Annotated in this window: 18 protein-coding genes; 8 read left to right on the top strand and 10 right to left on the bottom strand. The window is 76.8% G+C overall.

Annotated elements, in window-relative coordinates; all coding sequences use genetic code 11:
- Nucleotides 1-849: a methyltransferase domain-containing protein gene (locus tag ABFX46_RS17685; protein WP_346043383.1), complete on the top strand. Its 849-nt coding sequence runs from the start codon at nt 1-3 to the stop codon at nt 847-849.
- A 23-nt stretch (nt 850-872) separates the two neighbouring features.
- Here the strand turns inward: ABFX46_RS17685 and ABFX46_RS17680 are convergent, their stop codons facing one another.
- The 10 genes from ABFX46_RS17680 to ABFX46_RS17635 all read right to left on the bottom strand — a co-directional run bounded on the left by ABFX46_RS17680 (nt 873) and on the right by ABFX46_RS17635 (nt 6,370).
- Entirely contained in the window at nt 873-1,379 is a 507-nt protein-coding gene (locus tag ABFX46_RS17680) for a gas vesicle protein K (RefSeq protein ID WP_346043382.1), read from the bottom strand.
- Nucleotides 1,376-1,582: a gas vesicle protein gene (locus tag ABFX46_RS17675; protein ID WP_346043381.1), complete on the bottom strand. Its 207-nt coding sequence runs from the start codon at nt 1,580-1,582 to the stop codon at nt 1,376-1,378. Before ABFX46_RS17675 ends, ABFX46_RS17680 begins: the two co-directional genes overlap by 4 nt.
- Complete coding sequence (locus ABFX46_RS17670) at nt 1,579-2,514, bottom strand: GvpL/GvpF family gas vesicle protein (protein ID WP_346043380.1); 936 nt, start codon at nt 2,512-2,514, stop codon at nt 1,579-1,581. The genes ABFX46_RS17675 and ABFX46_RS17670 overlap by 4 nt, the downstream gene beginning before the upstream one ends.
- Nucleotides 2,511-2,954 (bottom strand): gas vesicle protein, encoded by a 444-nt coding sequence (locus ABFX46_RS17665; RefSeq protein WP_428831271.1) that lies wholly within the window; start codon nt 2,952-2,954, stop codon nt 2,511-2,513. The genes ABFX46_RS17670 and ABFX46_RS17665 overlap by 4 nt, the downstream gene beginning before the upstream one ends.
- 4 nt (nt 2,955-2,958) lie before the next feature.
- Entirely contained in the window at nt 2,959-3,219 is a 261-nt protein-coding gene (gene gvpO, locus ABFX46_RS17660; RefSeq protein ID WP_346043379.1) for a gas vesicle protein GvpO, read from the bottom strand.
- A gap of 11 nt (nt 3,220-3,230) precedes the next feature.
- Nucleotides 3,231-3,482: a gas vesicle protein GvpG gene (locus ABFX46_RS17655; protein ID WP_131945287.1), complete on the bottom strand. Its 252-nt coding sequence runs from the start codon at nt 3,480-3,482 to the stop codon at nt 3,231-3,233.
- A 5-nt stretch (nt 3,483-3,487) separates the two neighbouring features.
- The gene (locus ABFX46_RS17650) at nt 3,488-4,276 is read right to left on the bottom strand and encodes a GvpL/GvpF family gas vesicle protein (protein WP_346043378.1); all 789 of its coding nucleotides are present in this window, start codon (nt 4,274-4,276) and stop codon (nt 3,488-3,490) included.
- On the bottom strand, nt 4,273-4,710 hold the full coding sequence (gene gvpJ / locus ABFX46_RS17645; RefSeq protein WP_346043377.1) for a gas vesicle protein GvpJ: 438 nt from the start codon (nt 4,708-4,710) through the stop codon (nt 4,273-4,275). The genes ABFX46_RS17650 and gvpJ overlap by 4 nt, the downstream gene beginning before the upstream one ends.
- A 306-nt stretch (nt 4,711-5,016) precedes the next feature.
- On the bottom strand, nt 5,017-5,370 hold the full coding sequence (locus tag ABFX46_RS17640) for a hypothetical protein (RefSeq protein WP_346043376.1): 354 nt from the start codon (nt 5,368-5,370) through the stop codon (nt 5,017-5,019).
- 40 nt (nt 5,371-5,410) lie between these two features.
- Nucleotides 5,411-6,370, bottom strand: a complete 960-nt coding sequence (locus ABFX46_RS17635; RefSeq protein ID WP_346043375.1) for a TIGR03557 family F420-dependent LLM class oxidoreductase — start codon at nt 6,368-6,370, stop codon at nt 5,411-5,413.
- Nucleotides 6,371-6,520: 150 nt separating this feature from the next.
- On the opposite strand from ABFX46_RS17635, the gene ABFX46_RS17630 reads away from it, so the two are divergent.
- From ABFX46_RS17630 to ABFX46_RS17600, 7 genes are read left to right on the top strand one after another with little or no spacing between them, the layout of a single operon-like run.
- On the top strand, nt 6,521-7,132 hold the full coding sequence (locus tag ABFX46_RS17630) for a hypothetical protein (protein WP_346043374.1): 612 nt from the start codon (nt 6,521-6,523) through the stop codon (nt 7,130-7,132).
- Nucleotides 7,129-7,395 (top strand): monovalent cation/H+ antiporter complex subunit F, encoded by a 267-nt coding sequence (locus ABFX46_RS17625; protein ID WP_346043373.1) that lies wholly within the window; start codon nt 7,129-7,131, stop codon nt 7,393-7,395. The genes ABFX46_RS17630 and ABFX46_RS17625 overlap by 4 nt, the downstream gene beginning before the upstream one ends.
- A 26-nt stretch (nt 7,396-7,421) precedes the next feature.
- The gene (locus tag ABFX46_RS17620; RefSeq protein WP_346043372.1) at nt 7,422-7,715 is read left to right on the top strand and encodes a monovalent cation/H(+) antiporter subunit G; all 294 of its coding nucleotides are present in this window, start codon (nt 7,422-7,424) and stop codon (nt 7,713-7,715) included.
- 7 nt (nt 7,716-7,722) lie between these two features.
- Complete coding sequence (locus tag ABFX46_RS17615; RefSeq protein ID WP_346043371.1) at nt 7,723-8,130, top strand: Na(+)/H(+) antiporter subunit B; 408 nt, start codon at nt 7,723-7,725, stop codon at nt 8,128-8,130.
- The gene (locus ABFX46_RS17610; protein ID WP_346043370.1) at nt 8,127-8,870 is read left to right on the top strand and encodes an MnhB domain-containing protein; all 744 of its coding nucleotides are present in this window, start codon (nt 8,127-8,129) and stop codon (nt 8,868-8,870) included. Before ABFX46_RS17615 ends, ABFX46_RS17610 begins: the two co-directional genes overlap by 4 nt.
- A complete protein-coding gene (locus ABFX46_RS17605; protein WP_346043369.1) occupies nt 8,867-9,220 on the top strand; it encodes a sodium:proton antiporter in 354 nt (117 codons plus the stop codon). Before ABFX46_RS17610 ends, ABFX46_RS17605 begins: the two co-directional genes overlap by 4 nt.
- Nucleotides 9,217-11,031 carry a complex I subunit 5 family protein gene (locus ABFX46_RS17600; protein WP_346043368.1) on the top strand — a complete coding sequence of 605 codons (1,815 nt, stop codon included), beginning with the start codon at nt 9,217-9,219 and terminating at the stop codon, nt 11,029-11,031. The genes ABFX46_RS17605 and ABFX46_RS17600 overlap by 4 nt, the downstream gene beginning before the upstream one ends.

Here is an 11,031-nt window from a genome sequence, read left to right as displayed (position 1 = left end):
ATGACGGACACGACCACGGACACGACCACGACCGCGGCGCCGCCCGGATATGTGCACGGGTACTCGGGGCGGGAGGCGCGGCGGCTCGGCGACCAGGCCGACGCGCTCGCCGACCTGCTGCACGCCGGGACGTCCTATCCGGCGGGGAGCCGGGTGCTGGAGGCCGGATGCGGGGTCGGCGCGCAGACGGTGCATCTGGCGGCCCGCTCCCCCGGCGCGCACGTGACCGCGGTGGACGTGTCCGCCGCGTCGCTCGCGCAGGCCCGCGCGCGGGTCGCGGCGCGGCGTCCGGGCGCGCGGGTGGAATGGCGCCGGGCCGACCTGTTCGACCTGCCGTTCGGCGACGCGGTGTTCGACCACGTGTTCGTCTGTTTCGTGCTGGAGCATCTGCGGGACCCGGGCGGTGCGCTGGCGGGGCTGCGGCGGGTGCTGCGGCCGGGCGGGACGCTGACGGTGATCGAGGGCGACCACGGGTCGGCGTTCCTGCACCCCGACAGCGCCCACGCCCGCGCCGCGATCGGCCATCTGGTGGCGCTGCAGGCCGCGGCGGGCGGGGACGCGCTGATCGGGCGGCGGCTGCGGCCGCTGCTGGCCGACGCCGGGTACACCGGGATCGCCGCCGGGCCCCGCACGGTGTACACCGACGGGGACCGCCCGGGGCTGGCCGAGGCGTTCACCCGCGACACCTTCACCGCGATGGTGGCGGCGGTGCGCGGCGACGCGGTCGCGGCGGGGCTGGCCACGCCCGCCGACTGGGACCGCGGCGTCGCCGACCTGCACCGCGCGGCCGGGCCGGACGGGACGTTCCACTACACGTTCTTCAAGGCGACCGCGGTGAACCCTGGCTGAGCCGCCCCCGGCCCGGCCTGTGCTCAGTCGTCGGGGAGGAGCGGGCCGAGCGGTCCCAGGTCGAGGTTGAGGTCGTGGTCGTCGAGGTCGAAGTGGTCCTTGAGCTTCGTCATCGCCTCCTCCAGCCGCATCAGCGCCAGCCCGAGGTCCTCGACCTGCCGGTCGGTGAGGTCGCCGCCCTCGGCGCGGCGCAGCGCCTGCCGCTCCATCAGCTGCCGGATCAGCTCGACCAGCGTCAGGACGAGCTTGACCAGGTCCCGCTCGACCGTCTCGGGGTCGGACCGCAGGCGCTGCATCGTCCGGGACGAGCGCTCCCGCAGGTCCCGCTCGCGGGCCGGCGCCGCCCGCACCGGGGCGGACGCGGAGGCGCCGCCGGTGCGGCCGGCGAGGATGTCGTCGGTGAACGGGTCGCCCACCGCGGGGTCGCGGACCGACACCTCCCCCGTCACCGGCTCCCGCGCGCGGCCGCCCTCACGGTCGCGGCCGGCGGGGTCGCGGGGGTCGCGGGGGTCGCGGTCGGGTCGGGTCACGGGTCCTCCTCCTCGGGCAGCAGCTCGTCGCGGACGGTGGTGACCAGCGCCCGCAGCGACACCTGCACCAGGTCGACCCCGGCGATCGAGATCACCAGGTCGCCGGCGATGACGACGCCGCCCGCCAGCAGCCGGTCCAGCAGGTCGACCAGCGCGATCCGCTCCAGCGGGGCGTCGCCGGCGTGGTCCAGGACGGCCGTCACGCGTCCCCCGGCGTGCGGGCGGGCGTCGCGGCGGCGGTGTCGATGAAGGAGTACGGCGGCCACGGCCCCGTCACCTCCACCTCGATGCCCGCCAGCCGCTCCCCCGCGGCCCGCGTCACCGCGAGGAAGCCCTCGACCTGCTCCTCGTCCAGCAGGTAGGCGGCGTTGAGGATCTGGGTGCCCGGCCGGCCCGACAGGCGCGGGTCCTGCGGCGGATGGTGCCGGGACGCCACCGCGCGGTCGGCGAGTTCGGCGTGCACGGCGCCGGCCTGCTCGCTGACCCGGCGCCCGGCGTCGGCGCGGCGGCGCCGCTCCTGCTGCCGGCGCCGCAGGTACGCCGTCCCGACCCCGCCGCCCGAAGAGCCGGCGGCGGGCCGGGGGCCGGTGAGGGGCTCGGCCCTGGGCGCGAGCCCCCCACCGGGATCGGTGCCGCCGGCGGGGGCGGCGTCATCGGCCGCGTCATCGGCGGGGGCGTCGCCGCGCATGACCCCCGGGGCGGCGTAGGCCTTCACGCCCCACTCCGACCGGCCGGAGATGAGGTCGAGGACGTCGGTGAACCGGTCGGCCTGCGCGGCGAGCACCTCGGCAACGCGGGCGTCGTCGCGGTAGATCGTCGCGATCCGCACCGGCGCGGTCGGCGCGGCGTGCGCGGCCAGGTCCACCACGTCGTGGTGGGCGCGGGCCGTGGCCTCCAGCCACGCCAGGTCCTCCAGGTTGGCGCGCAGCGCCGCCTCCCCGTACTCGGCGAGCGCGACGGTGCTGACCAGCGCGGTCAGGCCGCCGGCGGCCACGCCGCGGACGGGCGCGCCCGCCACGCCGCGGACGCCGCCGAGCGCGGCGGGGTCCAGGCCGCGCGTCACCCCGTACAGGTAGACGCCGGTCTCGGCGCCGGCCGAGGCGCCCGCGGTGGTACCGGTGGTCGTGCCGGTCATGGTGTCTGCTCCTTCCCCCGTGCCGGGCGGGCCGCCGCGTCCCCGCCGTCCGAGCCGCCGTCCGAGCCGCCCCGCGGACCGCTCTCCGACGCGGCCTCCAGGGCGGCGAGGCGTTCGCGCAGCCGCCGGTTCTCCTCGCGCAGCTCGCGGTCGGCGCCCCCCTCCGCGTCGATCCCGTTCTGCCGGGCCTTGGACGACAGCGACGGGTCGTGCTCCCACCAGTCGATGCCCATCTCCTTGGCCCGGTCCACCGACGCCACCAGCAGCCGCAGCTTGATGGTCAGCAGCTCGATGTCGAGCAGGTTCACCCGGACGTCCCCGACGATCACGATCCCCTTGTCGAGGATGCGCTCCAGCAGGTCCGCCAGGTTGGCCGAGGTCCGCTCACCGGCCATCGACCGCGCCGGGGACCGGGCGCCGGTCCAGGAGATCTCACTCACTCGGTCAGTCCCTTTCCACTCGGCCGCGCGGGTAGCGGCGGACGCGGCGGTAGGCCACCAGGTCGCCGTCCGCGTCCACCTCGGTGTCGTAGCAGGCGAGGATGTCGGCGGAGTCGGGGATGCGGCGCGTCTCCACGACCTCCACCGTGACCCGCCAGCCGCCGTCGCCGGCGCGCTCGATCCCCACCACGCTCTCGGCGCCGCGGCCGGTCATCGCGGTGACGTGCTCGGCCGCCCTCTTGGCGGCCTCGGACGCGGACATCATCGGCGGCCTCCCTACGGGCCCGGCCGGTAGCCGCGGGCGCGGCCCTCGTTCAGGCGGCGGATCAGGTCGTCCTCGCGGGCCGCGGCCTCCTCCTCGGTGATCTCCCCCGCGGCGACCTCGTCGGCGACCTCCTGCATCTCCGCGGCGATCCGCCCCGGGTCGTACAGCTGCGCCTCGGCCTGCTCGGTGAGGGTCTCGGCCAGCCACATCACGCCCTTGACGGGCGCGAGCGGCAGCGTCACCAGCCCGGTGAACAGTCCCATCGCCCTCACGCCTCCGGGACGAAGTCGTAGGGCGGCAGCGGCCCGATCAGCCGGATCCGGATCCGGTCGCCGTGCGCCCGGCCCAGCTCCTGCACGGCCTGCTCGAACCGGTCGCGGCGGTCGGCGCGGACCAGGAACGAGGCGTCCAGGACGTCCTCCTCCCGGGCCGGGGTCTTGCGCGCGAACGCCTCGGCCGCCGGGGCCGCGGCCTCCAGCAGGACCTGCCCGTCGCGTTCGCGGCGCCGCTCCATCGCCTGCGCGATCAGCTCGCCGAGCCGGATGCGGTCGTAGTAGACGGCGTCGGCGGCGTCCGGCGGGACCTCCCGCAGCCGCCGCGACAGCTCGGCGATCTCCGGTTCGGCCGCCATGATCTCGCCGAGGACCTCGTCCTGGACGTAGGTGGCCTTCAGGCGCAGCTCGATCCGGCCGTCGAGGCCGTCCAGGACCTGCCCGAGCCGCTCGGAGTTCCCGGCGAGCAGTTCCTTCTCCACGGCGTCGCGGTCGGCCAGCGCCGCCCCGAACCGGAACGGCAGGACGACGGTGCCGGCGTCCACCAGCGCGTTCAGCACCCGCTGGTGCGCGACCAGGTCGGCGCGCTCGCCGAGCGGCCGGTCGGCGGGCAGGTCGCTGACGAGCGCGGCGCACGCGCCGCCGGCGCGGACCAGCGACACCGGCCGGTCGTCCAGGCCGGCCACCTCGCCGGGCAGTTCGGCGTCGGCGCGGACCACCCCGTACACGTACTGCGGGACCCGGTCGCCGGACGCGGGCCCGGCGGGGGGCTGCGGCGTGGTCATTCTTCCTCGTCCTCCTTCTTGCGGGACGAGCGGCGCCGCGCGGGCTGCTTCTCCTCCTCCGAATCGTCGGAATCGCCGCCGAAGGTCTCCTTCAGCCGCTCCTGCGCGCCCTCCAGGGCGCCGCGGGTCTTCTTCTTCGCGCCCGACTCCTGCATGCCCTCGACGAACTGCGGCAGGCCCTGGGAGGTCCCGTCGTGGGCGATGTCGAGCCGGTCCACGGCCTCGGCGAACCGCAGGTAGGTGTCGACGCTGGCCACGACGATCCGCACGTCGACCGTGAGGATCTCGATGCCGACGAGCGACACCCGCGCGTACAGGTCGATGACCAGGCCCTTTTCCAGGATCAGGTCGACGACGTCGGCGAGGCTGCTGCCGGAACGGCCTTGCTGGACGTACTTGCTGCCCGAAGTCTGCTGGGCGATCGGCCCAGTCATGTCATCTCCTCGTTCAGGGGGTTGGGTAGGGGGTTCGGCACGCACCCCGGTGTACCCACACTGATCTCTCTAAACGGGCGGCCCGGTTTCGGTCATCGGCAGGTCAAGGAGCGTGGTCGGCGCGTGACAGCACGTGGCTGGCGGGACGTGGCGGGACGGGACGGCGGTGCCCGGGGGCTCGGGCATGCGGCGGCGCCCCGCGTGGGACGGGGGCGCCGCAGGCTGTTCGGGACGGCGCCGCTGCGCGTCCGGTGGTCGTGCCGCGTTCGTGAAGCGGCCCGGGGTGGCCGGGGGTGGTCGGGGCTGTCAGCGGCGGCGGGAGCGGGCGGTGAGGCGGCCCACGACGACGCCGGCGACGGCGGCGGCCGCGACCGGCGCGGCGCGCAGGAACCGCCGCAGCGTCACCAGCCTGACCACGGCCGTGGCCCGGCCGGGCAGCGCCGTGACCAGCCCGCCCGCCTGCCCGGCGGCGCGCCCGCCGTTCTGCGCGGTCGCGGCGGCGGCCCCGGCGGTCTCCCGCCCGGCGCTCTCGACGCCGCCCGCCGCCTCACCGGCCGCCGCACCGGCGGCCATGCCCGCTTCGCCCGCCTTGCCGGCGGCCCCGCCGGTGCCGTTGCGGGCCTTTCCCGGCACGTCGCCGGGGATCGAGGGGGTGTTCATCCGTGCGTCCTTCCATTCGGGGAACCATGGGGCCGGGAGGTCAGCCGCCGCGCAGCCGCGGCAGCACCTCACCGGCGTAGAAGTCGAAGAAGCCGCCGGCGTCCGGGCCGATCTGGCTGACGAACACGGCGTCGTAGCCGGCGTCGGCGTAGGCGCGCAGGGCCCGCTCGTGGACCCGCGGGTCGGGGCCGCAGGGCACCCGCTCGGCGACCATGTCGTCGGTCACCAGCTGCGCCAGCTGCCGGAACTGGCGGGGCTGCGGCAGCAGCTGGTTCGCCTCGCCCGGCAGGTAGTCGCTGCCCCAGATCCGGCGGGCCGTCGCGCGGGCCCGCGCCTCGTCGGGGCCCCAGCACGCCTTCAGGCCGCCCTGCACCGGCCTGCCCTCGCCGCCGGCCTCGCGGTACTCCCGCACCAGGTCGGCGTCGGGCATCATGCAGATGAACCCGTCGGCGATGCGGCCCGCCAGCGACGCGGCCTTGGACCCGAACCCCGACATGAAGATCGGCGGCGGCTCGTCCGGCAGCGTGTACAGCCGCGCGGTGTCCAGCCGGTAGTGCTCGCCGCGGTGGGTGACGAGCCCGCCGGCGAACAGCCGCCGGATCAGCGCGACGGCCTCCTCCAGCATCTCCAGCCGCTCGGCGGCCGGCGGCCACCGCGAGTCGACGATGTGCTCGTTGAGGAACTCGCCCGTCCCGACGCCGAGGGTGAACCGGCCGCCGGTCATGACCGCGCTGGTCGCCGCGGCCTGCGCCACGATCGCCGGGTGGGTGCGCACCAGCGGGCACGTCACCGCCGTCCCGATCGGCAGCGACGTCACCTGCGACAGCGCGCCGATCACCGACCAGGCGAACGGGGCGTGGCCCTGCTCGTCCAGCCACGGGTGGAAGTGGTCGGAGATCCACAGGGCCTCGAACCCGGCCTCCTCTGCCATCCGCGCCTGCCGGACCAGCTCGGCGGGCGTGTGCTCCTCGGTCGACAGGAAGTACCCGTACCTGGTCATCGACGCCTCCCCGGTGCCCGTCGGGTTCGCTGAACCGGCCCGTATCGCGCCCTACCCGCGCGGAACACCGCAAACATGGCGCCGTACCGGGCCGGGCACCGGTGGCGGGGCGGGACGGTTGGAACCGTCGGTCCGGGTATGGCGAAGGTCATGCCCGCCCCAAGACACGCCCACGGGCCCGGTGCGGATCGGCCGCACCAGGGCCGCACCCCGCCGCCGCGCACCGGACGCCTCACCGGGCGCCTTACCGGGCGCCTCGGGGACGTCCGCCGCGCCGCCGAGCCGCTGGGCTGGTGGACGGTGCTGCTGGCGGTGTACCTGGGCCTGGTGCCGACGATCTCCGTCACCGAGATCACCGTCGGTGCCCTGGCCTCCGCCGCGGGCGCCGCCGCCGCGGTGGCCGGGCGCCGCGCCCTCCTCGCAGACGGCACCGCCCGCGCCCCCGGCCCCGGGCGCGGGGTCGGGGCCGCCGGGGTCGCGGCGGCGCTGGTGCGGCTGCCCGGCCAGGCCGCCGCCGACACGGCCCGGATCACGGTGCGCGGCGCGTCCGGCGGGTCCTGGACGCCGCTGCCGGTGGCGTCCGGCCCGGCCGCGCGCGGTGCCGCGACACTGCTGATGTCGGTCACGCCCGGCACCTACGTCGGCGGGATCGACCCCCGGCGCGGGCTGCTGCGCGTCCACCGGCTGGCCCCCGCCCCGTCCCCGTTCGAGCGGCGCCTGCGCGCCGCCGGGCTGGTCGGCGCCCCCGGGGAGGCGCCGTGACGCCGGACGTGCCGAACACCGCGGTCCCCGCCCTCGCCGTCATGGCCGGCGGGCTGCTGCCGGCACTGCTGGCCACGCTGCGCGGCCGCCCCGCCGGGCGCCTGGCGGGCCTGATCGTCACCGGGCCGCTGGTCACCCTCGTGCTGGTGCTGCTGGCCGCCGCCTACGGCCGCCCCGCCTACCTGGACGTGGCGCTGGTGCTGGCGCTGCTGTCGTTCGCCGGGGCACTGGTGTTCGCCCGGTTCCTGAGCCGGACCCTGTGACCCTTCCGCGAAGGAGGACCCCCCCGATGAGCCTCGACGCGCTGGCCGACGTGCTGACATGGGCCGGTGCCGCGGTCGCCGTCGCCGCCGGGCTGCGGCTGCCCTTCACCCGCGGCGCCGCCGCCCGCCTGCACGCCGTCGCGCCCGTCACCGTGCTGGCCGCGCCGCTGCTGATCGCCGGGACGGCGCTGCGGCCCTGGTCGTCCTGGCACGACGTCGCCAAGCTCGCCGTCATCGCCGTGCTGCTCACCGCGACCGGCCCGCCCGCCGTGGTCACCGCCGGGCAGGCCGTCGAACGCGCCGCCGGCGGATCGGAGTGAACCCGCCATGACCGCCCTCTCCCCGGACGCCCTGCCTTCGGACGCGCTGTCGGGGCCGCTCGCCGACGCGCTCATCGCCGCCGCCCTCGCCCTGGCCGCGCTGATGGCCACCGCGGTCGTGCTGACCCGCGGCACCGTCCGGCAGGCGATCGTGCTGTCGGGGTACGGGATGGTGCTGGGGCTGCTGTTCCTGATCCTGCAGGCCCCCGACGTCGCCATGTCCCAGATCGGCGTCGGGACCGTGCTGCTCCCCCTCATCGTCGTGCTGGCCCTGCACGCCACCCGCCGCTACCGCGACGGCGGCGCGGGCGGCGCGGGCGGCGCGGGCGGCGCGGGCGGCGCCGGGGAGGGCGGCGGGGAGGGCGGCGGGGAGGGCGAGCGCCGCCCCGGTGGCGGGGAGGGGGCGCGCCGGTGAAGCCGTCCCCCCGCCTCCTGCTGTTCGCCGCCGGTGCCACCGGAACCGCCGCGCTGTTCACCGCCGGGGTCCTCGGCCTGCCCGGCTTCGGCGGCGGCCTGCACCCCTACGCCGACCGGGCCGTCCGGCACGCCGTCCAGCAGGGCACTCCCAACGCCGTCGCGTCGGTCACCTTCGACCAGCGCGCCTTCGACACCCTCGGCGAGGAGCTGATCCTGCTGTCGGCCGCGCTCGGCGCCGTCGTGCTGCTGCGCGCCGTGGACGGCGAGCGGGAGGACGACGGCGGCGCGCACCGGCACGGTCCCGCCGAGGTGCCGGACGCGCTGCGCATCGTCGGGTACCTGCTGCTGCCCCTGACCCTGCTCGCCGGCGTCTCCATCGTCGCGCACGGCCACCAGTCCCCCGGCGGCGGCTTCCAGGGCGGCGTGGTCCTCGGCACCGCCGTCCACCTGCTCTACCTGGCCGGGGACTACCGCGCGCTGCAGCGGCTGCGGCCCGTCCCGCTGCTGGAGTCCGCCGAGGCCGTCGCCGCCGCCGCGTTCGTGCTGCTGGCCCTGGCCGCCGCCGGGCAGGCCGCCACCGGCCGCGTCCCCGCCCTCAACACCGCCGTCGGCGCCGAGGTCGGCTGCGCCCTGGTGCTGCTCCTCGGCAAGTTCTTCGACCAGGCCCTCCTCGTCCGCGACACCGGCTCCCGCACCGGCACCGGACGCGACGGGGGCCGCACCGGGGAGTCCCCGTGAGCGTGCTGCCCTACCTCACCGCCGGCTGGATCATGCTCGCCGGCATCTACGGGATCGTCACCAGCCGCGACCTGATCCACGCCGTGGTGTGCCTGTCGGTCACCCAGTCCGGCACCTACGTGCTGCTGCTGGCCATCGGCCACCGGTACGGGGCCACCGCGCCGGTGTTCTCCGACCGGCCGCCGCCGCCCGCCGGGCGGCCCGTCACCGACCCCGTCGTGCAGGCCATGGTCCTCACCGACATCGTCGTCGGCGCCACCGTCACCGCGCTGCTGCTCGCCCTGGCCGTGCAGGTCGCCAAACGGCGCGGCACCCTGGACCCCGGCGCGCTGCGCTCCCTCGAATCGTGATCCTGCAGGCCACGATCGCGCTGCCGGTCCTGGTCGCGGCGCTGCTGGCCGCCGCCGGGCGGTGGCTGCCGCGGCCGGCCGTGGACACCGCCGCGCTCGCCACCGCCGCCGCCGTCACCGCCCTCACCGCGCTCACCCTCGCCCGCTCCGGCCGCGACCCGCAGGTGACCTGGCTCGGCGGCTGGGGGCCCGGCACCGGCGTCGGCATCCCCCTCGCAGCCGACCCCCTCGCCGCCGGGCTCGCCTGCGTCACCGCCGCGCTCACCCTGGCCGCGCTGGCGTTCTCCTGGCGGTACTTCACCGAGATCCAGGCGATCTTCCACGCGCTGGTCCTGCTGTTCCTGGCGTCGATGTGCGGGTTCGTCTACACCGGGGACCTGTTCGACGCGTTCGTGTTCTTCGAGCTGATGAGCGTGGTGGCGTTCGCGCTGACCGGCTACCGGTCCGAGGAGCCCGCCACCGTCCACGGCGCCCTGAACTTCGGGATCGTCCAGTCGATCGGCGCGTACCTGTCCCTCGCCGGGATCGCGCTGCTGTACGGGCGCACCGGGCAGCTCGGCCTGGCCGCCCTCGGACGCCACCTCACCGGCGGCCCCGCCGGGGACGGGCCGGGCGACGCGCTCGTCACCGCCGCGTTCGTGCTGGTGTGCACCGGCTACCTGGTCAAGGCCGCCGCCGTCCCGTTCCACTTCTGGCTCGCCGACGCCCACGCCGTCGCGCCCACCCCCGTGTGCCTGCTGTTCTCCGGCGTCATGGTCGAGCTCGGCGTGTACGGGGTGGCGCGGACGTACTGGGCGGTGTTCGCCGGGCTCGTCCCGCTGCGCGCCATCGCCGTCCTCGGCGCCGCCGCCGCGCTGCTCGGCGCCGTGATGTGCCTGCTGCAGCACCACATCAAGCGGCTGCTGGCCTACTCCACGATCAGCCACGTCGGGCTGATGCTGGTCGGCGTCGCCGCCGGCACTCCCGGCGCGCTCGGCGGCACCGCCTACTACCTGGCCGGGCACGCGGGGGTGAAGGGCGCGCTGTTCCTGGCCGCCGGTGCGCTGCTGAACCGGCACGAGACCGTCGATGCCCGCGAGCTGCGCGGACGCGGACGCGGCATGCCCGTCACCGGTGCCACGTTCCTGGCCGGGGCGCTGTGCCTGGCCGGGCTGCCGCCGTCGGGGCTGTTCGCCGGGCACGCGGTCACCGAGCACGCCGTCCTGGAACTGGGCTGGTGGTGGTACACGCCGCTGTCGGCCGCCGCGTCCGCGCTCACCGCGGGCGCCGTGCTGCGGGTCTGGCTCACCGTGTGGCGCGGCACCCCCACCGAGCAGGGCTCCGGTTCGAGCGGGGACGGCGGGCACGAGGACCCCGAGACGCCCGGCGGGCTGCGGTCGGTGCCGTGGACGATGGTGCTGCCGGGGGCGGCGCTGCTCGCGGCCGGGGCCGCGGCCGGGCTCATGCCCGGCGGGCCGGTCGCCGCCGCCGCGCACGTGTTCGCCGACCGGGACGCCTACGCCGGGCTCGTCCTGGACGGCGTGGTCGCGCACCCGCACGCGCCGCCCGACGACCCGTGGACCCTGGCCGGGTTCGCCGGGTTCGCCGGCACGCTGCTGCTGGCCGCCCTGATCGCCGCGTCCGGCGTCCGGCACCCCGCCGTCCTGCGCGTCCGCGCGGCCGTGCGGACCGGCGGCGGCCGGATACCGGGACGTGCCGCCGACGCCGCCGCGGCGCGGCTGCACGCGCTGCACTCGGGGCACATCGGCGACTACGCGGCCTGGCTCACCGCCGGCGTCGCCGTCCTGGCCCTGCTCACCGCCCGCCTCTGA

This window comes from Actinomadura chokoriensis, from assembly GCF_039529475.1.
In the GTDB taxonomy this organism is placed as follows: domain Bacteria; phylum Actinomycetota; class Actinomycetes; order Streptosporangiales; family Streptosporangiaceae; genus Spirillospora; species Spirillospora bangladeshensis.
Note: the sequence above shows the minus strand (reverse complement) of the source record. Positions and strands in the feature narration are given on the sequence as shown.